Genomic DNA, 23598 nt, shown 5'->3' on the forward strand with positions numbered 1-23598 from the left:
CCTTCCGGCTGCCGTGGGTCAGCGCCGGCCGACGGGCCGGTTGTGACGTTGGCGGCCGCGACTGTTCAGAGCAGTTCGAGCGGTCGCGGTCCGTCGGGTGCTGGGAAGGCCCGGTCGAGTTCGGCGAGGTCCTCCCCGGTGAGGGTCAGCTCGGCGGCGGCCCGGTTCTCCCGGACGTGCTCCGGGCTGCTTGCCTTGATCACCGTGCAGACCCCGTGCTGACCGAGTAGCCAGGCCAGTCCCACCTGTCCGGGCGTGGCGCCGTGCCGCCGCGCAACCCTGGTCAGCGCCGGGTGCCCGAGCATCCGGCCCCGCTCCAGCGGCGAGTACGCCATCACCGGCAGGCCGGCGGCGCGGCAGCGGGGCAGGAGGTCCCACTCGGCGCCCCGGCGGGTGAGGTTGTAGGGGATCTGGTCGGTCTCCACGGCGGTACCGCCCGGGATGGCGGCCAGTTCGACCACCTCCGGTACGTCGAAGTTGCTCACCCCCCAGTGCCGGATCAGTCCCTGGGTGATCAGGCTGGTGAACGCCTCGACCGTCTCCGGCAGCGGTGCGTCGCCGCGCTGGTGCAGCAGGTACAGGTCGATCCGGTCGGTGCCGAGCCGCTCCAGGCTGCGGGCGCAGGCGTCGGCGGTCCCGGTGACGCCTGCGTGCTCCGAGGAGACCTTGCTGACCAGGAAGATCTCCTCGCGCCGGTCGCCGAGCGCCTCCCGGATCAGTTCCTCCGCGCCGCCGTCGGCGTACACCTCGGCGGTGTCGATCAGGGTGAGGCCGGTATCCACCCCGGCGCGGAGCGCGGCGATCTCGTCGTCCCGCCGTCGTGGGTCCTCGGCCATGCCCCAGGTGCCCTGGCCGAGTGCGGGAATCTCCTCGCCGGAGGGAAGTGTGACCGTGGGGACGCCCCGCTCCGCCATGCCCGTTCTCCTTCCTGACCAGGCCGTACCCCTGCCGCCGGTGCGCGCCTTCCCCCGGCCGTCCCCGGCAAACCGACCTCGCCGGCCGGTGGCCGGGGAGGTCGGCGAACGGGCCGCCCGGTACCGTCGGCCGGCACCGGGGCCTCGATGTGGGTCTCTGGTCGATGCGTATACTTGCCTGACTGCAAGTATCGGCTGCTGAGCGTTCGGAGGCGGGTGTGGTTTTCTCCGTCAGGCATGTGCCGCACCCCCGACTGGTGCGCCTCCACCTGGCCGGCGAACTGGACATCACCACCGCGCCGACGCTCGGCGCGGAGATCGACCAGTTGGTCGACGACGGGCACCATCGCCTGCTCGCCGACCTCGCGGAGCTGACCTTCTGCGACTCCAGCGGCCTGGCGGCGTTCGTCCGGGGGGATGACCGGGCAGCCTCCCGGGGCGGCTGGCTGCGGCTGACCGGTGCGACGGGGCGGGTCGAGCGGGTGTTGCGGATCAGTGGCCTGGACGACTTGCTCCGTTATGACCGGGAACAGCATGACCCGGCCGCATTGGGCGACCGTTGATCGGTTAGAGTTCGCACGCCGCGTCGACGGTCGACAGCTTGCCGGTCACCACACCGTAGGCTGGTGACGCGGGTCGCCACGTTCCATCCCGACGACCAGAGGCAGGTATGCCGTGCACGCAGCCGAGCCGAATCCCGTACGCATCCTGGTCGTCGACGACGACCCGGGCGACGTCCTGATGATCGAGGAGGCATTGGCCACCTCGGAGGTGCCGAAGGCGATCGACGTGGTCGGCGACGGTCAGGAGGCGATGGAGTTCCTGCACCAGGAGGGGCGGCACCGGGAGGCTCCCCGGCCGGACATGATCCTGCTGGACCTGAACATGCCCCGGATGGACGGTCGGCAGGTGCTCAACCAGGTCAAGAGTGACGACAACCTGCGGACGATCCCGATCGTCGTGCTGACCACGTCCAACGCCGACACCGACATCCTCGGCAGCTACAACCTGCGGGCCAACGCGTACGTCACCAAGCCGATCGACCTCGACGACTTCAACGACGTGATCCGGCGGATCGACGAGTTCTTCGGGCAGATCGTGGTGCTGCCGAAGCGCCCCTGACCGGGGCATCGCCGGGCGGACTCGACGCCGGCCCGGCCGAGCCCGCCGGACGGGCGGCTGGCCGTCCGGCGATACTCGCCCGGCCTACCGGCTGCACTTTCGATCATGCCCTGTCGGCGGCGTGCGTTGCCTTGTTACCGTCGGCGCCCAGCGGGATCGAGAGGAGCAGGGGCGTTGGACGGGGCGACGGCGTACCTGGTGGCGGCGGCGGGTCTGCTGGTCGCGGCGGCGGGCGTGCTGGTGGCGGTGGTCGCGCTGCGTACCGCCCGGAAGCGGGCCGCCGGGCCGGCCAGGACCCGGGTGACCGATCCGTTCCGGAGCACCGACGACGACGCCGACGCGCTGCGCGGCGACCCGCGCACCCTCAAGCCCGGCGACCTGGTGGAGATCCGGCACACCTCGTACGGAGTACGCGGCACGCTGCGGTTCCGGGAGGGCGCCTGGGGCTGGACCGAGCACCTGCTCGACGACGCGCACGGCAGCAAGCTCTGGCTCTCGGTCGAGGAGGACCCCGACCTGGAACTGGTGCTCTGGACCGCGCTACCGGACGTTGACGTCAGCCCGGGCCCGGCCGAGCTGGAGGTCGGCGGCCGGCGGTACCGGCGGGACGAGTCGGGGCGGGCCACCTTCACCTCGGCTGGCAGCACCGGACTGCACCCGACCGGCACGGTCCGCTACCACGACTACGTCGCCGCCGACGGCTCCCCGCTCTCCTTCGAGGCGTACGGCGACAGCGGGCGCTGGGAGGTCGGTACCGGCGAGCGGCTGCACCGGGCCGAGGTGCTGATCTATCCACAGGCGACGGACGGCGCCGACGGCCCGGCGGCGGGGCGGATCGGCTGAGACGATGCTGGTCACCCTGCACACCGCGTACGAGGACACCACCGCCGCCGAGCTGAGCCTCGCGCTGGACACCCCGGAACAGCCCGCGCTCCACCTGCTCGACCTGGGCCGGCTGGCACCACTGGGCCGGCCCGGGACCCGGCTCCAGCTCCGGCTGCTCGGCGCCTCCCACCAGGTGGTGCTGGAAGGTCCCGGCGGTGGGCTGATCGAGACGGTGGCCTGCCTGCCGGGCCGGCGCCCCGAGCTGCCGGCGACGCTGACCGACCCGGCCACCGGCTACCGGTTCACCGCCCGGGTGCGGCGGCTGGCGCCGGCGCGGATGTCGGCCGCGACCGCCCGGCTGCGGCGTGACCTCGCCGGCGACCCGTACGCGCTGGTCGGGGTCTTTCCCGGCGGTCCGGACGCGATCACCGCGCTGCGGGTGGCGCGCCGGCCCGACCCGGGCGGGGGCGGGACCGGCCGGATCGGTTGGCGCACCTGGCACGCGTACCCGCAGAGCGGCGAAGTGGTGGAGACGGAAACGGTGGTGACGGCGGTATGACGTACCGCAGGTGGTTCGTGGTCGGCGGCGCGTTCGCACTGGTGGGCGCCTTGGTTGCCGGCTTCGCCATCTTCTACGGCAACTTCTCCCCGCGCGGCTACGTGCGGGACCGGTACGTGCGGGCGGCGGCCCAGGACATCGGCGGGGACGCGACCGCGTACCGCTCGGACAGGTCGCCGAGCGTGGTCGCCGACGAGATCACCGAGGCGTGGCAGCCGGCCGACCGGTACGTCGACGCCAGCGGCGTCTACCTGCGCTACGACGAGGACTCAGTGGTGATCCTGCCGCTGGCCGGCGGCTCGCTGATCCTGCTGGAGCGCCTGGTCACCGCCTATCCCCGCTACTCCAGCACGGTCGGCAACGCCTGGGGCTGGGGGCGCGGCAGCTCGGTCCGGGGCGGCGGTCCCGGCGCCGGCAAGTAACCCAGGGCACCATCCCCTCGGCTCACTACCACCCCCACCTCCTCATCCCTCCGGAGCCTGATGTGTTGACGACCCTTGCCACCGACCTGCTGGCCACCCTCGCCTACGGGGTGGTCGGGCTCGTGCTGATGGCCGTCGGCTACCTGCTGGTCGACCTGGCCACCCCGGGCCGGCTGCACGACCTGATCTGGGTCGACCGCAACCGCAACGCCGCGCTGCTGCTCGCCTCCAACCTGGCCGGGGTGGGCGTCATCGTCACCACCGCGATCGTGGTCAGCCACGACGACTTCGTCGAGGGGATCGTGAGCTGCGCCGCGTACGGGCTGCTCGGATTGCTGATCATGGCCGGGGCGTTCCTGCTGCTCGACCTGGCCACTCCGGGGCAGCTCGGCGAGATCCTGGTCGACCCGGAGCCGCACCCGGCGGTCTGGGTGTCGGCGGTGGTCCACCTGTCGACCGGTGCCGTGATCGCGGCCGCGATCAGCTGATGGCCGTCGGCGGAAAGGGAAGCAGCGGGGGAAGCGCGAATGCGCGCTGGATCGCCACCGGGCGGGCGAAGGCGGCCGAGAAGACCGCCAAGCGACTCAAGATCGTCCTGGCGGTTGTGGTGAGCCTGGCCGTCGTGGGATTCATCGTCCTCGCGGCGCTGAGCCCCGACGACGACAGCACGGTGGTGCCGCCGCCCGAGCCCGCCGAGCGGACCGACACCGTCACGCTGCTCCGGCGGGCGCACACTACGCAGCAGATCTGTTACGGCTGGCGGCTACGTACCGGCGGAGCGCCGTACCAGGCCACACCGGTGAGCGTCGGCTCCAACCTCGGCGACAACGTCGCGGTGGACAGCGATCCGACCCGCTGCCCCCGCTGGGTGGAGATCGACGCGGCGGTCTGGTACACCCCGGAGAGCAGCGAGTCGAGCGACAGCGCCTCGTACCGGGTGAGCAGCTCCGCCGACCTGGCACACATCGACTTCGACCGGGGTCTTCAGCGGCTCGGCGTCGACCCCGACCGGTTCGTCGACGATCCCGGCTGGGCGGTCTGCCAGGCGGCGGTGCTGCTGCCGCTGCTGGTCTCGGAGAACGGTGCCGGCTCGGCGACCCGGGCTCCGAGCGCGTCGGCTGCCTCGACGGCACCGTCGCCGCTGCCCGATCCCGGGAACGACTTCTGGCGCGACCGCTGGGTTCTGCTGCTCGGTGCCGCCGGGCTCTTCCTGCTCACCGCCCTCTTCCTGGCGATCGGCGTGTTCGAGCGCCGGCACCAGGATCCGCCGCCGGTCGCGTCCGCCACCGACCCGAGCCCGGGCGCCGGCAGCGCGGCCGTACCCCGGAAAGGCCGCCGCAGCCGCGGTCGACGCCGATGACCGACACCCTTTCCGACCCCGGTGCGGGGCCGCAGACCGCGCCGAGTGTGCCGGCGGGCAAGCCACGGCGGCGGGCGGCCCGGGCGGCGGTGCTCGGCGCGGTCTTCGTCTGCGCCGCCTGCGGCCTGGTCTACGAACTGGCCCTGGTGGCGCTCGGCAGCTACCTGATCGGGGACACCGTCGGCCAGGCGTCGATCGTGCTCGGCGTGATGGTCTTCGCGATGGGCATCGGGGCGCTGGTCGCCAAGCCGTTCCAGCACCGGGCCGCCGCCGCGTTCGCGGTCGTCGAACTCGCCCTCGCGCTCTTCGGCGGACTCTCGGTGCTCGGCCTCTACGTCGCCTTCGCCTGGCTCGACCTCTACGCGCCGGCCCTGGTCGGCACCGCCCTGCTGCTCGGGCTGCTGATCGGGGCGGAGATCCCGCTGCTGATGGTGCTGTTGCAGCGGATCCGGGAACAGTCCGCCGGCAGCGCCGTCGCCGACCTGTTCGCCGCCGACTACGTCGGCGCGCTGCTCGGCGGCCTCGCCTTCCCGTTCCTGCTGATGCCCTTCTTCGGCCAGCTCCGTGGCGTACTGGTGGTCGGAGTGGTGAACGCGCTGGCCGGGTTGGCGCTGGTCGGCACGGTCTTTCGGCGGGAGCTGACCGCCCGGGTCCGGGTCGCGCTGGCCGCCGGCACCGTCGTGGTCGGCCTCGTCCTCGGGTACGCCTACCTGACCGCCGCCGACTTCGAGGTGACCGCCCGGCAGCAGCTTTTCCGGGATCCGGTGGTGCACGCCGAGCGCAGCGCGTACCAGGAGATCGTGCTGACCCGGTCGGTCCCGCTGGTCTCGCAGGGCGTCACCGACCTGCGGCTCTATCTCAACGGGGACCTCCAGTTCAGTTCGGTCGACGAGTACCGCTACCACGAGGCGCTGGTGCATCCGGCACTCGCCGGCAGCCGGCGCTCGGTACTCGTCCTCGGCGGCGGCGACGGGCTGGCCGTACGGGAGCTGCTGCGCTATCCCGACGTCGGCTCGGTGACCGTGGTGGAGCTGGATCCGGCGGTGGTGCGGCTGGCCCGGACCGAGCCGCAACTACGGGCGCTGAACGGGGACGCCTTCGCCGACCCCCGGGTCCGGATCGTCAATGCCGACGCCTTCGGCTGGCTGCGCGCCCAGCCGGCCCGGTTCGACGCGGTGGTGGTGGACCTGCCGGACCCGGACGAGACGGCGACCGCGAAGCTCTATTCGGTGGAGTTCTACTCGCTGGTCCGGGCGGTGGTCGCCGACCGGGGACGGGTGGTGGTGCAGGCCGGTTCGCCGTACTTCGCGCCCCGCTCGTACTGGTGCGTCGAGGCGTCGCTGCGGTCGGCCGGCTTCGGCACGCTGCCGTACCACGTCGACGTGCCCTCGTTCGGCGACTGGGGGTTCCTGCTCGCCGCCCCGGGGCCGGACGCGCCGGTGCTGGGGCTGCCGGCCGAGGTACCCGCACTGCGCTACCTGGACACCGGGACGCTGCGGGCCGCCACGAACTTCCCGCCGGACCGGCACCGGCTGGAGCTGCCGCCGTCCACCCTGCTGCACCCCCGGGTGCTGGAGTACGCCCGCGCGGAGTGGCGCCGCTACTGAGCCGGTCCGGCGTACCGCTCAGACCAGTGCACCGACCACGGTTCCGGCCCGCCCCTCGTGCTGGGCGTACGCGTCGGGGAACGCGGAGACCTGCACCGCCTGCGCGGCGCCGGTCACGCTCATCTCCTGCCAGCCGGGGATCTGGAGCAGGGCTGCGTAGAACTGCTCGGCCGCGTACGCCGGGCGCATCAGGTCCGCGACGGTGCCCCAGCCGGAGCTGGGCCGTTGCTGGAACAGCCCGACCGAGTCGTGGTCGTAGCCGACGCCCTGGTTCGGGTGGTCCAGCGATTCCGGCAGTACGCCGCTGGCCAGGTTGTAGAGGTTGCTCTCCTGCATGGCGGTGGCGATCGCGACCACCAGCCCCCGGCGCGGGATGTCCATCTTCACCCCGACCTGGACGATGGTGTGTGCGTTGTCCATCTGTGCCTGGGTGAGCCCGGCGACCGGGGTCGGCCGGCTGGGTTTCTTGCTGGCCCGGGCGACCTTGGTCCGGGTCACCGTCGGCCGGGCGGTCGGCGTGCCGGAGGGGGTGGCGGTCGGGGTCGGGGTCGGCGCGGGCGCCCGTTCGGTGGCCCGGGAGGCGGGCTGGCGTTCCGCGCTGGCGGCGCGCTCGGCGAGCAGGTTGGCCGGGGCGGGGTCGACCGGTGTGGTCGCGGCCCGCGACTCGACGAAGACCACCGCGCCGAGGCAGCAGGCCACCGCGGCGACCGAACCGACTCGGACCGGGCCGGACGAGAGCAGTGCCCGGGTCCGGCGCAGCCGGCGCGGCGCGACGGCCGGGTGCCGGCCGGCTGCCTGGTCGGTGGAGTCGACATCGGCCGAACGGTCAGCCTGCGCTCCGTTGTCCTGTCCACGATCAGTGTGTTCCCTGTGATGCACCCGCCGAGGTTAGGTAACGCCGAGCTGAATGGGGCGGGTCGGGTCGGTGGCCTGCGCCACACTTTTGCCTGGTCAATCGGGCAGTCGTCGGCACCGGAGGCCGACCGGGGCGGGACCGGACAGATGTGGCATGTCCGTCTTGTCGCAGCGGCCGTGCCGGTCGGGCACGCTGCGCCTCCGCCGCCCGGACCGGCGTCCAAGATCGCCCGGTTCGGTCGTTCGGTCCAGTTCCGCTGGCCCGGTCGGGCCCGTCCGGAGTTGGCCCGAATGGTCGGGCGGCTGCTGCGGGCGCCGTCGACCCGCTGGTTGGTGTCGCCCGGGGTGACCGGACCGGCCGGCTGGGGGCATGCTGTCCGGTTGTCGGCTCGGGTGGACAGCGGCTCCGATACGATGCTGTCGGTGGCGGAGAGCAAGATCCAGCCGGCGGATGGCGGGCCGGCCGGGCGGGGGCGGCGCCGCGGCATGCTGATCCTGGTCGCGGCCGCACTGTTGACCGCGCTGATGGCCGGCCACCGGTTGATCCCCAACGTGCGTGGCCTGGGCAGCCTGGTGGACAGCGGTGCACCCTTCCTCGGCCTCGGAGTTCCGCTGCTGGTGCTCGCCGCCGTGCTGCGTCGGTCCCGGATCGCGCTTGCCGGGGCGCTGGTGCCGGCCCTGCTCTGGGCGGTGCTCTTCGGCACGGCGTGGCTACCCGGCGGCGGTGGTGGGTCGGTGCGGCTACGGGTGGCCAGCCAGAACCTGCGGGCCGGCAACCCTGACCCGGCCGGCACGGTGGCCAGCCTGGCCGATACCGAGGCCGATTTGATCGGGTTGCAGGAGGTCTCCGGCGACACCCGTACTCCGGTCGACGGGACGCTGGCCGGGCGCTACCCGTACCGGGCGGCCGTCTCCACGATCGCGCTGTGGAGCAGGTTCCCGATCCGCGAGGACGCTGGTGTCGACACCGGGCTGGCCTGGACCCGCGCGCTGCGGGCGGTGGTGGCCGCACCCGGCGGCGACGTGGTCGTCTACGTCGTACATCTCGGCTCGGCCCGGGCCGGGGACACCGGCACCCGGGACCGCACGGTGACCGCGCTCGCCACCCGGATCCGGCAGGACCCCGCCGAACGGCTGATCGTGCTCGGCGACCTGAACACCGCCACCACCGACCGCATGATCGAGCCGCTGACCGAACTGCTCAACGACGCCCAGGCGGACGCCGGTCGGGGACCGGGCTTCACCTGGCCGGCCGCCCTGCCGCTGACCCGTCCCGACCACGTGCTCTACCGGGGGCTCACCGCGGCGTACGCCCGGGTCGTCCGTACTCCGGCCAGCGACCACCGGGCGGTGACCGCCGGCTTCCGGTAGCCGCCGCCCGCCAGCGGGGGTGGATCAGTGGCGGCCGGGGTCGGCCGGGATGACGGTAAGGGTGTGTCGGCCGCCGTCGCTGGAGAACGGCCAGAGCCGGTCGGCGTACCGGGCCAGGTCGGTGAGTTGGTCGCGGTTCAGGCCGACCGAGGCGATGCTGGCCCGTACGTCGGCCCGGTAGAGCCCGTCGGCGTCCCGGGCGAGCCGGGCCTGGGCGCGGACCTGGACCGTGTGCGCCTCGTCGGTGATGCCGGTGGCCGCCTCGACCGCCGCGTGGTGCAGGCAGGAGGCGAACGCCGCCGCGAGCAACTGCTCGGGGGCGAGCCCGGTGCAGTGCGGCGCCAACGGCGAGGCCAGGGTGGTGGAGAGTTCACCGTCGTCGGTACGCAGCCGGCCCCCCTCGGCCGTCGCGGTGGCCTCGTGTACCCAGGCTTCCGATTCCGGCATCCCGTACCCCTCCCCGTGTGGCTCCCCGGCCGGGCTACCCGGCACGGCCGCCGGGAAACCCGCAGCTCAGCCCGGGCAGCCGTCAAGATCACGTCAAGAACCGCCATGCCGGTGTAGTCGAACCGTCAGGGCCGGCCGGACCCACCCGATCCGCGGGTTTACCTGGATCGGGCGGTCGAGAACGGTCGCCCGGACCGCAGGACAAGCTGTGGCTCTCGCTCGGCTTCGGCCCGGTCACCGACCACATCGCCTGGAACACCGCCGTCAGCTTCGTGACGAACTCGGGGCGGCGATGGAGGGCAAGGAGGCCCGGTTCGGGGTCGCCAACTCGGCGTCGTTCGCCGCGATCACCACGCTCACCTCGACCGGTCAACCAGCCCTGCCCGACCACCCCGTTCCTGGCCAGTTTCGCCGGCGTGCCGGTGGAGTGCGCCGTACCCGGTCAGGACTACTCCGGCGGACTGGTCACCCCGGTCCGGGGCGACGCACCCGCCGAGCCGGCGGTACCGGCCGACGCGGTCACCGCCAGCGGCAGCGGCCTCGACCCGCACATCAGCCCGGCGTACGCGTAGATCCAGCTTGCCCGAGTCGCCCGGGAGCGGCACGCCAGCCCGGACCAGGTACGCCGGCTGGTCGAGGAGCACACCGACGGGCGGGGGCTCGGCTTCCTCGGCGAGCCCCGGGTCGACGTGCTGGAACTCAACCTCGCCCTGGACCGCGAGCTGCCGGCCGGCGGCTGATCCGCACCGGGCGGCCCCGACAGATAAGGCAGGATCGGCAGCGTGGCACGCGGGCAACTGCGCATCTACCTCGGGGCCGCCCCGGGCGTCGGCAAGACGTACGCGATGTTGGAGGAGGCGCACCGCCGGGCGGCGCGCGGCACGGACGTGGCCGTGGGTCTGGTCGAGACCCACGGCCGCCGGCACACCGCCGCCATGCTCGGCGACCTGCCGGCGATCCCCCGCAGGACGATCCGCTACCGGGACAGCGACTTCACCGAGATGGACGTCGACGCGGTACTGGCCCGCCGGCCAGAGGTGGCGGTGGTGGACGAACTGGCCCACACCAACGTGCCCGGGTCGCGCAACGGCAAGCGCTGGCAGGACATCCAGGAACTGCTGGACGCCGGCATCGACGTACTCACCACGGTCAACATCCAGCACCTGGAGTCGCTGAACGACGTCGTCGCGCAGATCACCGGGGTGACCCAGCAGGAGACCGTGCCGGACGGCGTGGTGCGCGGCGCCGAGCAGGTCGAACTGGTCGACATGACCCCGGAGGCGCTGCGCCGGCGAATGGCGCACGGCAACATCTACCACCCGGACAGGGTGGACGCGGCGCTGGCCAACTACTTCCGGATCGGCAACCTCACCGCGCTGCGCGAACTCGCCCTGCTCTGGCTCGCCGACTCCGTCGAGGACCAGCTCGACCGGTACCGGGCCGACCAGGGCATCGCCGCCACCTGGGAGACCCGGGAACGGGTGGTGGTCGGGCTCACCGGCGGACCGGAGGGCGACACGCTGATCCGCCGGGCGGCCCGGATCGCGGCCCGGGGCAGGGGCGCCGAGCTGATGGCGATCCACGTGGCCCGCAGCGACGGGCTGCGCGGCGCCGACCCGGGCACCCTGGAGCGGCAGCGGCTGCTGGTGGAGCGGTTGGGTGGTAGCTACCACCAGGCGATCGGCGCCGACATCCCGACCGCGCTGCTCGACTTCGCCCGGGGCGTCAACGCCACCCAGATCGTGCTCGGGGCCAGCCGCCGGGGCCGGTTCGCCCAGATCCTCTCCCGGGGCGTCGGGGCCACCACCACCGCGCTCTCCGGGCCGATCGACGTACACCTGGTCACGCACGAGCGGGCCGGCCGGGGCCGGCCGGCGACGCCGCCGGCCGCGCTGTCCCGGCGGCGCCGGCTGGTCGGCCTCGGGCTGGCCGTCGTCGGCATCCCGCTGCTGACGTACCTGCTCTGGCTGCTCGCCGACGACCTGTCGCTCAGCAGCGACCTGCTGCTCTTCCTCGCCGCCGTGATCGGGATCGCCCTGGTCGGGGGCTGGTGGCCGGCGCTGCTCGCCGCGCTGCTCAGCTCGCTGCTGATCAACTTCTTCTTCACCCCGCCGCTGCACCGGTTCACCATCGCCGAGACCGAGAACCTGCTGGCGCTGGTGGTCTTCCTGCTGGTCGCCGCCGCGGTCAGCGGGGTGGTGGACCTGGCCGCCCGGCGTACCCGGGAGGCGGCCCGGGCCAGCGCGGAGGCGCAACTGCTCGGCGCGGTCGCCGGCAGCGTGGTCCGGGGCGCCCGGCCGGTGACCGCACTGCTGGAACGGCTGCGCGAGACCTACGGGCTGGGTTCGGTCACCCTGCTGGAACGCTCCCCGGACGCGCCGGAGAGCCCGGACCGGCAACGGGACCCGCGCGCCTGGCGGGTGGCCGCGAACGTCGGCGAAGAGCCCTGCGGCACCCCCGCCGCCGGGGACGCCGAGGTGGGCGTCGACGGCGACCTGCGGCTGGTGCTGCGCGGGCGCCTGCTGCCGGCGGCCGACCGGCGCATCGTCGAGGCGTTCGCCGCGCAGGCCGCCGTGGCGCTCCGGCAGGAACGGCTGGCCGAGGAGGCGGCGGCGGCCAGGCCGATCGCCGAGGCGGACCGGCTGCGTACCGCGCTGCTGGCGGCGGTCAGCCACGACCTGCGTACCCCGCTCGCCTCGGCGAAGGCGGCGGTGACCAGCCTGCGCAGCGCCGACGTCGAGTTCGACCCGGGCGACCGGGAGGAGTTACTGGCCACCGCCGACGAGTCGCTGGACCTGTTGACCCGGCTGGTGGCGAACCTGCTGGACATGAGCCGGCTCCAGGCCGGGGCGCTGGGGCTGCGACCGGCGCTGCTCGGCCTGGAGGACGTGGTGCCGTCGGCCCTGGACGAGCTGGGCGAACCGGCCCGCCGGGTCCGGGTCAGCCTGCCCGCGCACCTGCCGGCGGTCCGCTCCGACCCCGGCCTGCTGGAACGGGTACTGGTCAACCTGGTCGCCAACGCGCTGCGGTTCAGCCCGGCGGACCGGCCACCGGTGATCACCGCCAGCGAGCACGGTGGCTTCGTCGAGCTGCGGGTGGTGGACCAGGGCCCGGGGCTGCCGCCCGAGCAGTGGGAGCGGGCCTTCCGGCCGTTCCAGCGGCAGGGCGACCGGGGCAACCACGCCGGGATAGGGCTGGGACTGGCGCTGTCCCGGGGACTGGCCGAGGCGATGGGTGGCAGCCTGGAGCCGGAGGAGACCCCGGGTGGCGGGTTGACCATGGTGCTGCGGCTCCCCGTGGCGGACGAGGAGGGGGCCGGGTGACCCGGGTACTGGTGGTGGACGACGAACCGCAGATCCTCCGCGCGCTGCGGATCAACCTGCGGGCCCGGCGGTACGACGTCGAGGTCGCCGGGGACGGCGCGGCCGCGCTGCGGCTGGCAGCCAGCCACCGCCCCGACATCGTGGTGCTCGACCTCGGACTGCCGGACATGGACGGGGTGCAGGTGATCCGGGGACTGCGCGGCTGGACCAACGTGCCGATCATCGTGCTCTCGGGCCGGGCCGGCAGCCAGGACAAGGTGGCGGCGCTGGACGCCGGTGCCGACGACTACGTCACCAAGCCGTTCGGGGTGGACGAGCTGCTGGCCCGGGTACGCGCGGTAACCCGGAGGGCCGCCGGGGCGGGGGAGGAGGTGCCGGCGGTGGAGGTCGGCCGGCACACCGTGGACCTCACCGCGCACGCGGTACGCACCGCCGACGGCGCCGAGGTGCGGCTCACCCCGACCGAGTGGCACCTGCTGGAGATCCTGGTACGCCACCCGGGCCGGCTGGTCAGCCAGCGTCAACTGCTGCACGACGTCTGGGGCCCGCAGTACCAGTCGGAGACGAACTACCTGCGGCAGTACATGGCCCAGTTGCGCCGGAAGCTGGAGGACGACCCGTCCCGCCCGCGACACCTGCTCACCGAGCCGGGGATGGGTTACCGCTTCCAGCCGTGACCCGGGTGTTGGTGGCGATGTGTCACCCTGGCTCCGCCGTGGCTGGGCGCAGGGGCGTCCGGCCTGGCTGGAGAGACTGCTGATGACTGATGCCACGAACGCTCGCACCGCCGACGGTTCCTCGGGACGTCGTCACCGCATCGGGATCGTGTCCCACATGGACGACGTAAACGACGCGGCGCTCCGGTTTCTGGTCCTGAGGATGAACACGGTCCAGCGCAGCTTCGAGTTCGAGTTCGTCCCGTTCGACCCGAACGATCCCTTCCTCGCGGCACTGCGGCCGGGCTCCTGCCCGGACCGCGAGAAGCTGCGCGGAGAATGTGCCCCCTTCCAGATCAGACAGGCCGATCTGTTTCGGTTGTACAGCAACGGCTTTGGTACGAAGGAGCCGCCGCCGGGCCAGGTGACCGTGCTGTCGACCGCCCGTTTCTCCGACAACCACTACAGCATGCGTCAAGGCGGGGTGTCGGTCATCGCACTCGGAAACTGGCGCCGTTCGATGACCCCACCATCCATTCTGGAGTTCGTTCTGACCCTGCTCGTACGCGAGGCGATCGCGAGCGCGAGTGGCCGGCTCCGCGGCTCGGTGCATCTCGGGACGAAGGGCTGTCCATGTGACGTCACGCCCTTCCTCGGTGACGCGCGCCAGAAGGTTCTGGCGTCCTATCTCTGCGACTACTGCAAGAAGTCGCTTGCCGAGGACGGCCTAGCGGCGCTCATACCGGATGTCGAGGAGATGCTCGCGAAGTCATGGCTCGGCTCGCCGGCCGACCTCACCTCGGCTGCGGCGATAACCTCCGCGCTGGGGCATGACCTCTTCGTCGTCAAGGGCCTGCGCCCGACCTTCTCGGAAACGGTTCGGGTTACTCTCCGGCAAGATGGCCTCAGGCAGCTTCTTTCCGTGGGCGGGAGCGTGCTGGCCGGCATCCTCGTCGCGGTGATCCTGGTGTACCTCGGGCTCCAGGTCTGATCGTGTGCCGCCGTTCCGAGAGCCGAGGCGGGCGGGTGCCTCGCGGCCGGCCGGATCGGGAGCCGTAGCCGCCCTCGTCGCCGGGACGGCGTTCCGGCCGGCCGGAGCCCGCACCACCAGCGCCAGCCCGACCAGTACGACCGCACCGGCCACGATCTCCGCCCAGGTGATCGGCTCGCCGAGCAGCAGTGCGGCGGCGGCCAGCCCGAAGATCGGCACCAGCAGGCTGAACGGGGCGACCCGGGCCACCGAGTAGGTGCCGATCAGCCGGTTCCAGATGCCCCAGCCGACCAGCGTGGAGAGGTACCCGACGTAGCCGACCGCCAGCACGGCGGTCCACGACATCCCGGTGATTGCGTCGAACACCACCCGTGGCCCGTCGACCACGCCGGCCAGGCCGAGCAGCGGCAGCGGCGGTACCAGGCTGGACCAGACCAGCAGCGACAGTGGCCGGGTCTCGCCGCTGGCCCGGACCACCACGTTCGCCAGCGCCCAACTGACGGCGGCGGCCAGGGTGAGCGCGAACCCGATCGCGGTGGCGTGCCCACCCGCGCCGACCGCGAGCAGGGCGATCCCGGCCGAGCCGGTGAGCACCCCGGCGAACTGCGTACCGCCCGGCCGTTCGCCGAGAAAGGCGGTGGCGAGCATCACCGAGACCAGCGCCTGGGTCTGCAATACCAGCGAGGCGAGCCCGGGCGGCATCCCGGCGTCGATGGCGACGAAGAGGAGGCCGAACTTGAAGACGCCGAGGACCAGGCCGTAGCCGAGCACGTACCGCAGCCGCGCGGTCGGCCGGGGGACCAGGAAGACCAGCGGCAGCGCGGCGGCGACGAACCGCAGCGCGGTCAGCACCAGCGGCGGCAGGTCGCGGAGGCCGACCTCGATGACGACGAAGTTGACTCCCCAGAGGGCGGCGACCAGGACCGCCTGCATGCGGTGCGGAAATCTCATGCCGACCACGCTGCCGGCCAGCTCGTTTAAGGTCCAGTTCAAGATTCTTAACGGGCGTTGTAGTGTGCCTACATGGATCTGGACGTCCGGCGCCTGCGCGTGCTGCACGAGGTGGCGCTGCGCGGCGGGGTGACCGCTGCCGCCGCCGCACTGCACGTCACCCCGTCGGCGGTCTCCCAGCAGCTCGCCCAGCTCGCTCGTGAGGCCGGCTATCCGCTGGTCGAGCGCTCCGGCCGGGGCGTGGTGCTCACCTCCGCCGGGCAGGTGCTCGCGGGGCACGCCGAGCGGATCCTCGGCGCCGTCGAGCAGGCGGTCACCGGGCTGGCCGTCGCGCACCAGCGGGTCGCCGGGACGGTCCGGGTCGGCTCCTTCCCGTCCGCGGCCGGCGCCCTGGTCGCCCCGGCCGCCGCCCGGGCGATGGCCGCACACCCCAGCCTCGACGTACGGGTGAGCGAGGCCGAGGACGAGCAGAGCCGGCTGGACCTGCGCTCCGCCGTGCTGGACATCGCGGTCCTGCAGGAGTACGACCACGTGCCCGGGATCGCCACCGCCGAGCTGGACCGGCATCCGATCGCGACCGACCCGATGCACCTGATCACTCCGCTCGGCTGGGGCCGGCGCACCGGGCGGCTCGCCGACCTGTCCGACGTGTCCTGGGTGGCCAGTGCCGCGCACACCCCGTGCGGCCGGTCCACCCTGCACGCCTGCCACCTGGCCGGCTTCGAGCCCGACATCCGGCACCGGGCGATCGACTTCGCCCTCACCCTGGACCTGGTGGCAGCCGGGCTCGGTGCTGCACTGGTGCCCGGGATGGCGCTGCGCAACGTACCGGCCGGGGTGCACGTCGAGCCGCTGCTCCGGCCGGTCACCGGTCGCCGGATCTTCGCGGTGACGCGCCCGCGCGGCGACGGGCCCGTCCATCCGGCGGTCGCCGCCGTGCTGGAGGCGCTGGCCCAGGTACGCCCCCCGGCCGACCCGCCTGTGGGACACGACGCCGGTCAGGTCGAGTCCGGGGCTGCTCCGACGTCGGAGCAGCGGCACCGGCTCGGCGTACCCACGGGCTGATCCGGTTCACCCGGCCCACGCCCGGCGCGGATCCGGGTCGCGCCCGGCGGATAGGGTGGCCGCCTATCCCGAGGAGCCGCACGAGACCGTGGCGCTGGCGATCCGCATCGCCCGCACCTCCTCGGACGACTACCTCCGGCATCGCGTCGAACACCAGGTCTGAGCAGAACCGACGGCCTCTGCCGGGTTGCTCCTCGGCTCGGCGTTCCGGGCGACGGGCACGGGCGCCCCGGAGCGACACTTCCCGCTACCGGTGATACCACCGAGTCATCGTGATGACTCCGTGGTATCAGGCTCGTCCGGCATATACCGCCCAGGCGGGGCCAGGCACTGTGCCGGTCAGGGGCGGCGGGGGACCGGGGCGGGGATCGACGCCCGGAGCAGGGTGACGAGTGCCGCCCAGGCGTCGGCCACCGTCGCCCAGTCGCGCACGGCCCCCGCCCGGGCGAACGGCTGGCCCGGTTGTGCCGGGTCGACCCGCCAGACGCCCTTGACCCCTCGACCACCGCCGGCTCACCCGCGTCTCCGACGTCCGACGGCTCCACCGGGCACTCCGGCCCGCCTGCCCGGGCGATCCCGAGGGCACGCAGCCGCCGCTCGTCGCGCAGCCGCGCGCACCGGCGGAGTGCCGGGCCCGGGGCTACCGTCGCCCGAGGAACCGCTGGCCGGCGAGTTCGATCCGTTCGATCTCAGTACGGAAGAGGCCGGCGATCTCGGCGCACCGGTCGAGGTTGGTCGGGCCACCCTCCCGGCGGGGCAGGTCCGGATAGGGGCTGCCGACCACGAAGATGTTCTCGTCGTTGAACTGGTTCGCCGGGGCCGTGTAGTTGAACGAGCCGGCGACCACCACCGCCTCGTCGATCACCATCAGCTTGTGGTGCAGCTTGCCGAAGGCCGGTGAGCGGATCGGGGCGTACAGCGCGATGTTGGCCCGGTCGAGGTCGTGGGTGGCGGCCCACTTCTGCGTGCCCTGCCCGGGGTCCACCGCCCCGGTCACGGTACGTCCGGCGGCGGCCAGCGCGATCATCGCGTCGTCGATCCCGGACGAGCCGGAGAAGGTGAAGACGGCGAAGTCGACCCGGGCGGTCGCCTTCAGCATCTGCTTCATGATCTCCAGTTCCGGGGTGTGGTCCGGCGCGAACAGCACCTTCACCGGCACCCCGCCGACGTTGTACGCGTTCGGCACCCGGCCGTGCTCGCCGCGCCCGAACCGCCCCTGCCGGAGCCGGGCGAACTCGTCGGCGTACTCCCGGCAGATCCGGGTGTCGTGGAAGACCACGACGTGGTTCAGGTTGCGGTGGCAGTCGGTGCCGGTGAAGTTGGCCGAGCCGGAGAGCACCGCCGCCCGCCCGGCGGCCCGCTGCCGGTAGTCGCGGACCGCGAACTTCTGGTGGAAGATCGCCGGGTTGTAGTCGGCCTTGACGTCGACGTTGCAGCGCAGCAACGCGGCGACGATCCGCCGGTTCGGCTCCAGACTGCGGCTGCCGGGCTCCGGTTCCCACTGGGCCCGGCGCCGGGCGTCCGCCTCGGGTTCGCCGGCCCGGACGGTGACCCGGGGCAGTTTGGCCGTCCGCAGGTAGTCCTGCTCCAGCACCATCCGGACACTGACGCCCCGGAACCGGGCGTCCAGGATCGCCTGGGCGATCGGCTCCGAGTCGAGTTCCTGGACGGCGATGTCGAGGCTCTCCCGGGCGCCGGCGATGAAGTCGACCACCACCTGTTCGAGGTCGTCGGCCGCGCCGAGTTCCCGAGGGCCGACGTACGCCTCGATCTTCTTGCCGGCGAAGGTCGCCATGCGGCACAGGTTCGCATCCCGGGCTCCGCACCGGTGTCGTCCTGGTTACAAACCCGGCCCCGGACCGGGCAGGCGTACCCGTTCGGGTGGCAGGCTGGGGGCCGTGTATCGGGAGCGGATGTCCGGGCTGGCCGGTGCCGTCGTCTGGACGGTCACCCGGACCGCCGACGCCGGCCCGGGACGGGTCCTGCCGGACGGCTGCATGGACCTGATCTGGTCCAGCCGGAGCGGCCTGCTGGTCGCCGGCCCGGACACGGTCGCCCAGGTCGCCGCCGGACCGGCCGGCGAGCGGTACGTGGGACTGCGCTTCCCGCCGGGCACCGGCCCGGCGGTCTTCGGGCTGCCGGCACACGCGCTGCGGGACCAGCGGGTTCCGCTCGCCGCGCTCTGGCCGGGACCGGAGGTGGCCGAGCTGGCCGAGCGGGTGGCGTCGCACGACCGGCCCGGCCGGGTGCTGGAGTCGGTCGCGGCCGCCCGGCTCGCCGCCGACGGCGGCCCGGACCCGCTCGCCGCGCCGTTGGCCGCCGGGCTCGCCGTCGGCGGCGACGTGGCCGGCACGGCCGACGCGCTGGGGCTCGGCACCCGGCAACTGCACCGGCGCAGCCTGGCACTGTTCGGGTACGGCCCCAAGACGCTGGCCCGGATCCTGCGGATGCGCCGCGCGCTCGCCCTGGCCCGGTCCGGTACGCCGGCCGCCGAGGTCGCCGCCCGCACCGGGTACGCCGACCAGGCGCACCTGTCCCGCGAGGTCAGGAGCCTGGCCGGGGTACCACTGCGGCAGCTTGTCAGGTCCTAGCCGGCTGCGGGTGCGAGCGGGGCGTAGAGGTCGACGCCGTTGCCGTCCGGGTCGAGCAGCACCGCGTACCGCTGCCCCCAGGGCGCGTCCCACGGCTTGAGGCGGCCCTCGTGGCCGGCGGCGGTCATCTCGGCGTACACGCTGTCCACCTCGGCCGGATCGGCGCACCGGACGGCGAGGCTCATCTGCGACCCGGTCGGCGGCGAAAAGTCCGGCTCGATCGAGCGGACCATCTCGTGGGTGTCCCACATCAGGCGCACTCCACCGGGCAGGGTGAACTCCGCGTGCGGCTCGGTGTCGGTACCGGCCGGGATCTCCAGTCCCAGCTGCCGGTAGAAGGCGAGAGATCGGGCCATGTCGGCCACGACCAGCCCGAATGCGTCTAGTCTCGGTGTCATTCGGCCAGCGTAGGAACCGGTTGCGTCCGCGTCTTGAACGAATCGGACCTGCCGGCCCGGCGTTCCGGGTGCCGGTGCGGTCGGCGGATCATCGGCGTACGGTGTGTTTAACGGCATCCGACGTTCTGCTTTCCGCCACTTGGCCGGTGGGTTGCGGGGCGTCGGCGTGGTTGTCGTGCGCGCGGGTCGGGTCGTCCGGGCAGGCGGCCGGACACGGCGCTCTTTTTTGGGTACGGGGGTAGACAGAAAGGGAGGTAGCCGGGAGATGGAACATCTGGCCTACCTGGACGCGGGATCGGGCAGCCTCATCGTGCAGGCCGTGGTCGGCGGCGTCGCCGGGGTCGCGGTGGCGGCGAAACTCTACTGGCGCAGACTGACCAGCCGGTTCCGCAAGCAGCCCTCGAAGCAGGACTGAGGGCGGTCCACACCCGATGGTCGCACCACCTCCCGTCCCGGCAACGTCCAGCGCCCCCGATTCCGTTCCCCGAGCCGATCCCGGCTCCTTCCGCGACCCGGCGAACCGGGTCTTCCACGCCGACGGCCAGGTCCTCCGGGGCCTCGGCCCGCAGGCCGCCGAGGACTGGCGAGCACTCGCCGGTGCAGAGTTCTTCGGCCGGCTGCTCGCCGACGGTAAGGTCTGCGGCACCGAGACCGTCGACCCGGCGACACTGCCGGCGAGCGCTGCCGAGCAGTGGGCGACCGTACTCCGGCACGAGCGCATCCCGTTCGTGTCGTACCCGTACGAGTGGTCCTTCGCCATGTTGCGGGATGCCGCACTGCTGCACCTGGAGATCCTCCGTACGGCCGTACCGGCCGGCTTCACCACGAAGGACGGTTCGGCGTACAACCTCCAGTGGCGGGGCGCCGAGCCGGTCTTCATCGACATCGGTTCGTTCGAGCCGGCCCGGGACGGCGAGCCGTGGGCCGGCTACCGGCAGTTCTGCCAGACCCTGCTCTATCCGCTGCTGCTCCAGGCACATCTGGGGCTGGACTTCCAGCCCTGGCTGCGATCCCGGATCGACGGCATCGAGGCGGGCGAACTGCGCAAGCTCTTCGGCGGCACCCGGCGGTTCCGGGCCGGCGTGCTCAAGCACGTGCACCTGCACGACGCCATCCAGTCCCGGTACGCCGCCGCCAGCACCGGCACCGTCCGGGCCGAGTTGAAGGACGCCGGCTTCTCCCGGGACCTGGTCCTGGCCACCCTGCGCGCGCTGGAGAAGCTGGTCGGCCGGCTCGACTGGCAGCCGCCGGCCAGCCACTGGTCCGGCTACCGGGAAACCTGCACCTACTCGACCGCCGACCGGGAGGCCAAGGAGCGGTTCGTCGCCGAGGCCCTGGCCGAGCCGAACCGGTCCCGGCTGGTGCTGGACCTCGGCGCCAACGACGGCACGTACTCGCGGCTGGCCGCCGGGTACGCCGACTACGTGGTCGCGGTGGAGAGCGACCCGGCCGTGGTCGACCAGCTCTACCGCCGGCTGCGGGCCGACGGCGAGCGCCGGGTGCTGCCGCTGGTGATGGACCTGGCCGACCCGTCACCGGGCGGCGGCTGGCGCGGGGTGGAGCGGGGTTCCTTCGCCGCCCGCGCCGAGGCGGACGCGGTGCTCGCGCTGGCCGTGGTGCACCATCTCGCCATCGGGCGCAACGTCCCGCTGCCCGAGGTGGTCGACTGGCTGGTCGGGCTGCTCGCGGCGGCGGAGGGCGGCGGCCGGCTGGTGGTCGAGTTCGTGCATCCGGACGACCCGATGGCGGCCCGGCTGCTGGCGAACAAGCCGGCCGGCCTCTTCCCGGACTACCGCCGGGAGGAGTTCGAGCGGCTGCTCGGGCAGCGGTGCACGATCGTCCGCCGGCTCGAACTGCCGTCCGGCACCCGCACCCTCTACCTCGGGACGCCGCGTGGCTGAGCCCGCTGCCGCCGGGCCCGCCCCCGACGACGCCCCACCGACCGACGCCGCCCCATTGGCCGGGTCAAGGCGTCGGGTCGAGTCGCGGGCCCTGGTGGAGATCGTGGCGCTCTGCGGACTGGTGATCACCCAGCCACTGCTGGACGTGACCGGAAAGAGCCCGGACTTCTTCCTCTTCCACGGCGCCGGCCGGCGGGACATCCTGCTGCTGGTGGCCGCGTACACCGTGCTGCCGCCGTTGGTGCTGTGGGGGACCGGTGCGGTGCTCGGGCTGCTGGGCCGCCGGGTCGCGGGGCCGGCCCGGGGCGGGGCGGTCCGGGCGGTACTGCACACGGTGACCCTCGGCCTGCTGCTCGCCGCGCTGGCGATCCAGGTGGGCAAGCAACTCACCCCGGTACGCGGGGCGCCGCTGGTCGTGCTCGCCGTGGCGGGCGGCGCCGCCGGGGCGTACGCGTACCGGCGCTGGCAGGTCACCGGCCAGGTGCTCCGGGTCGCCGCGGTCGGTCCACTGGTCTTCGTACTGCTCTTCGTCTTCGCCTCGCCCGCCTCGGCCGTGGTGCTGCCGGGGGAGCGGTCCGGGGCGGGCGCCGGGGCGAGCCGGGGCGGGGTCAGGCATCCGCCGGTGGTGATGCTGATCCTGGACGAGTTTCCGCTGACCTCCCTGCTCGACGCGTCGGGCGCGATCGACGCCCGCCGCTACCCGAACTTCGCCCGGCTGGCCGGCGAGTCGACCTGGTACCGCAACGCGACCGGGGTGAGCGGCTACACCCCGTACGCGCTGCCGGCGATGCTGACCGGTCGGTATCCGGGCGAGCAGCAGGCGCCGCACCACTCGCGCTATCCGGACAACCTGTTCACGGCGTTCGCCGGGCCGTACCAGATCCAGGCCCAGGAGAGCATCACCCAGCTCTGCCCGCCACGGGTCTGCCCGGACCGGGCCGCCGGATCCGCCCGGGGCGGCCTGCCGACGCTGCTGCGGGAGAGCGCCACCCTGCTGCAGCAGATCGTCTCGCCCTCCGAGACGGGGCAGCGCGACCCCGAGGACTCGTACCGGGAGATCACCCGGCGCGAGGCCGGGGACGCCGACGATCCGCCGCCGACGGACCCGCAGTTCCGCTTTGGTGCGCTGGACGAGAACCAGCCGGCCCGGTTCGCCGACTTCCTCGCCACCCTGCGGCCGACCGTCCGGCCGACGTTGCACTTCCTGCACCTGCTGCTGCCACACTCGCCGTACAACTACCTGCCCTCCGGGATCCGCTACGGCTCACCGGACGGGATGCCCAACGACGGCGACGGCTGGGTCGAACTGGCCTACCGGCGGTACCTGCTGCAAGTGGAGTACACCGACCGGCTGCTCGGCGAGACGCTGCGCCGGCTGGACGAGACCGGCCTCTACGACGACGCGCTGGTGGTGCTCACCGCGGACCACGGGGTCAGCTTCACCCCGGGGGTGCAGGGGCGCGGGCTGGGCGCGGTGCAGCGGGTGCCGGGCGAGGTGCTCTGGGTACCGCTCTTCGTGAAGCGGCCGGGGCAACGGGCCGGCGCGGTCGACGACCGGAACTGGGAGCACGTCGACCTGCTGCCGACCGTCGCCGACCTGGCCGGTGTCGAGGTGCCGTGGCGGACCGACGGCGCCTCGGCGCTGCGTACCACCCGGGCTCCCGCGGACAAGCACTACTACGACCAGCCGGGGCAGCCGCGTATGGTGCCGGCCGGTGTCTTCGCCGACGTGGTCGCCGGTCGGGCGGGCCCGGTGCTGCCGGCGCAGCCTCGACCGGACCTGATCGGTCGCTCCGTCGCCGAGCTTCCACTCGGCCCGGAGGCCGGCTCGGTGACCGTACGGAACCGGTCCGATTTCGATCAGATTGACCAAACGGGTGGTCGGCTGCCGGCACTGGTCTACGGCACCGTGCCCGACTCGGTACCGAACGGGGCGCTGCTGGCGGTGGCGGTCAACGGCCGGATCGGTGCGGTGGCTCCGGTGGTGCCGCCGGACCCGGGCGGGCAGCGGTTCGGCGCCCTGGTGACCGACGAGTCGCTCTTCCTGCCGGGACGGAACACCGTGGACGTGTTCCAGGTCACCGACGCCGGCACCCTGCGCCCACTGCGCGACTGACCCGTCCAGCCGGCCGGGCCCGGTCTGACCTGGGGATCGGCCCGGCCGGCGACGGCCGCCGGCGGGTGTGCCGGGACCATCCGCGCCGGCCCGGCCGGGACCCGGCTCCCATGATCGCGGCCAA

General features: G+C 73.2%; 22 protein-coding genes and 1 pseudogene. 17 read left to right on the plus strand and 6 right to left on the minus strand.

From position 1 onward, the window contains the following. Nucleotides 1-65 precede the first annotated feature (65 nt). The gene (locus R6Y94_RS02265; protein WP_318394056.1) at nt 66-914 is read right to left on the minus strand and encodes an aldo/keto reductase; all 849 of its coding nucleotides are present in this window, start codon (nt 912-914) and stop codon (nt 66-68) included. Between the two features lie 257 nt (nt 915-1171). On the opposite strand from R6Y94_RS02265, the gene R6Y94_RS02270 reads away from it, so the two are divergent. From R6Y94_RS02270 to R6Y94_RS02305, 8 genes are all read left to right on the plus strand, one after another. Next, on the plus strand, nt 1172-1477 hold the full coding sequence (locus tag R6Y94_RS02270) for an STAS domain-containing protein (protein ID WP_318394057.1): 306 nt from the start codon (nt 1172-1174) through the stop codon (nt 1475-1477). 112 nt (nt 1478-1589) lie between these two features. Beyond that, on the plus strand, nt 1590-2036 hold the full coding sequence (locus R6Y94_RS02275) for a response regulator (RefSeq protein ID WP_318394058.1): 447 nt from the start codon (nt 1590-1592) through the stop codon (nt 2034-2036). A 174-nt stretch (nt 2037-2210) separates the two neighbouring features. Further along, on the plus strand, nt 2211-2879 hold the full coding sequence (locus R6Y94_RS02280; protein WP_318394059.1) for a DUF4178 domain-containing protein: 669 nt from the start codon (nt 2211-2213) through the stop codon (nt 2877-2879). A gap of 4 nt (nt 2880-2883) precedes the next feature. After that, on the plus strand, nt 2884-3420 hold the full coding sequence (locus tag R6Y94_RS02285) for a DUF2617 family protein (RefSeq protein WP_318394060.1): 537 nt from the start codon (nt 2884-2886) through the stop codon (nt 3418-3420). Further along, on the plus strand, nt 3417-3842 hold the full coding sequence (locus tag R6Y94_RS02290; protein ID WP_318394061.1) for a DUF4247 domain-containing protein: 426 nt from the start codon (nt 3417-3419) through the stop codon (nt 3840-3842). Before R6Y94_RS02285 ends, R6Y94_RS02290 begins: the two co-directional genes overlap by 4 nt. A gap of 62 nt (nt 3843-3904) precedes the next feature. Further along, nucleotides 3905-4330, plus strand: a complete 426-nt coding sequence (locus tag R6Y94_RS02295; protein WP_412102674.1) for a DUF350 domain-containing protein — start codon at nt 3905-3907, stop codon at nt 4328-4330. Further along, nucleotides 4330-5202, plus strand: a complete 873-nt coding sequence (locus R6Y94_RS02300; RefSeq protein WP_318394063.1) for a hypothetical protein — start codon at nt 4330-4332, stop codon at nt 5200-5202. Before R6Y94_RS02295 ends, R6Y94_RS02300 begins: the two co-directional genes overlap by 1 nt. Beyond that, nucleotides 5199-6809, plus strand: a complete 1611-nt coding sequence (locus R6Y94_RS02305; protein ID WP_318394064.1) for a polyamine aminopropyltransferase — start codon at nt 5199-5201, stop codon at nt 6807-6809. Before R6Y94_RS02300 ends, R6Y94_RS02305 begins: the two co-directional genes overlap by 4 nt. An 18-nt stretch (nt 6810-6827) precedes the next feature. Here the strand turns inward: R6Y94_RS02305 and R6Y94_RS02310 are convergent, their stop codons facing one another. Continuing rightward, entirely contained in the window at nt 6828-7688 is an 861-nt protein-coding gene (locus R6Y94_RS02310) for a hypothetical protein (RefSeq protein WP_318394065.1), read from the minus strand. Nucleotides 7689-8087: 399 nt separating this feature from the next. On the opposite strand from R6Y94_RS02310, the gene R6Y94_RS02315 reads away from it, so the two are divergent. Beyond that, entirely contained in the window at nt 8088-9035 is a 948-nt protein-coding gene (locus tag R6Y94_RS02315) for an endonuclease/exonuclease/phosphatase family protein (protein ID WP_318394066.1), read from the plus strand. Nucleotides 9036-9059: 24 nt separating this feature from the next. Here R6Y94_RS02315 and R6Y94_RS02320 read toward each other — a convergent pair whose 3' ends face one another. Next, nucleotides 9060-9482 (minus strand): OsmC family protein, encoded by a 423-nt coding sequence (locus R6Y94_RS02320; protein WP_318394067.1) that lies wholly within the window; start codon nt 9480-9482, stop codon nt 9060-9062. 368 nt (nt 9483-9850) lie between these two features. On the opposite strand from R6Y94_RS02320, the pseudogene R6Y94_RS02325 reads away from it, so the two are divergent. From R6Y94_RS02325 to R6Y94_RS02335, 3 genes and pseudogenes are all read left to right on the plus strand, one after another. Continuing rightward, a pseudogene (locus tag R6Y94_RS02325) lies at nt 9851-10222 on the plus strand (potassium-transporting ATPase subunit C); the annotation flags it as partial. 42 nt (nt 10223-10264) lie between these two features. Continuing rightward, nucleotides 10265-12805: a DUF4118 domain-containing protein gene (locus tag R6Y94_RS02330; protein WP_318394068.1), complete on the plus strand. Its 2541-nt coding sequence runs from the start codon at nt 10265-10267 to the stop codon at nt 12803-12805. Continuing rightward, nucleotides 12802-13482, plus strand: a complete 681-nt coding sequence (locus R6Y94_RS02335; RefSeq protein ID WP_318394069.1) for a response regulator — start codon at nt 12802-12804, stop codon at nt 13480-13482. The genes R6Y94_RS02330 and R6Y94_RS02335 overlap by 4 nt, the downstream gene beginning before the upstream one ends. A gap of 748 nt (nt 13483-14230) precedes the next feature. Here the strand turns inward: R6Y94_RS02335 and R6Y94_RS02340 are convergent. After that, complete coding sequence (locus tag R6Y94_RS02340; RefSeq protein WP_318394070.1) at nt 14231-15445, minus strand: EamA family transporter; 1215 nt, start codon at nt 15443-15445, stop codon at nt 14231-14233. A gap of 30 nt (nt 15446-15475) precedes the next feature. Between R6Y94_RS02340 and R6Y94_RS02345 the strand changes: the two genes are divergently transcribed. Continuing rightward, entirely contained in the window at nt 15476-16468 is a 993-nt protein-coding gene (locus R6Y94_RS02345) for a LysR family transcriptional regulator (protein ID WP_318394071.1), read from the plus strand. Between the two features lie 640 nt (nt 16469-17108). On the opposite strand, the gene R6Y94_RS02350 is transcribed toward R6Y94_RS02345, so the two are convergent. After that, on the minus strand, nt 17109-18263 hold the full coding sequence (locus R6Y94_RS02350) for a phospholipase D-like domain-containing protein (RefSeq protein ID WP_318394072.1): 1155 nt from the start codon (nt 18261-18263) through the stop codon (nt 17109-17111). 103 nt (nt 18264-18366) lie between these two features. On the opposite strand from R6Y94_RS02350, the gene R6Y94_RS02355 reads away from it, so the two are divergent. Continuing rightward, nucleotides 18367-19059 (plus strand): helix-turn-helix domain-containing protein, encoded by a 693-nt coding sequence (locus R6Y94_RS02355; RefSeq protein ID WP_318394073.1) that lies wholly within the window; start codon nt 18367-18369, stop codon nt 19057-19059. Here the strand turns inward: R6Y94_RS02355 and R6Y94_RS02360 are convergent. Then, on the minus strand, nt 19056-19457 hold the full coding sequence (locus R6Y94_RS02360; RefSeq protein ID WP_318394074.1) for a VOC family protein: 402 nt from the start codon (nt 19455-19457) through the stop codon (nt 19056-19058). The genes R6Y94_RS02355 and R6Y94_RS02360 overlap by 4 nt on opposite strands. Nucleotides 19458-19722: 265 nt before the next feature. On the opposite strand from R6Y94_RS02360, the gene R6Y94_RS02365 reads away from it, so the two are divergent. The 3 genes from R6Y94_RS02365 to R6Y94_RS02375 are packed head-to-tail and all read left to right on the plus strand — an operon-like array spanning nt 19723 to nt 23474. Further along, nucleotides 19723-19872 (plus strand): hypothetical protein, encoded by a 150-nt coding sequence (locus R6Y94_RS02365; protein ID WP_318394075.1) that lies wholly within the window; start codon nt 19723-19725, stop codon nt 19870-19872. A gap of 16 nt (nt 19873-19888) precedes the next feature. Continuing rightward, the gene (locus tag R6Y94_RS02370; protein ID WP_318394076.1) at nt 19889-21358 is read left to right on the plus strand and encodes a class I SAM-dependent methyltransferase; all 1470 of its coding nucleotides are present in this window, start codon (nt 19889-19891) and stop codon (nt 21356-21358) included. Beyond that, a complete protein-coding gene (locus R6Y94_RS02375) occupies nt 21351-23474 on the plus strand; it encodes a sulfatase-like hydrolase/transferase (RefSeq protein WP_318394077.1) in 2124 nt (707 codons plus the stop codon). The genes R6Y94_RS02370 and R6Y94_RS02375 overlap by 8 nt, the downstream gene beginning before the upstream one ends. Nucleotides 23475-23598 lie beyond the last annotated feature (124 nt).

It is taken from the genome of Plantactinospora sp. KLBMP9567, from assembly GCF_033446045.1.
GTDB lineage: Bacteria > Actinomycetota > Actinomycetes > Mycobacteriales > Micromonosporaceae > Plantactinospora.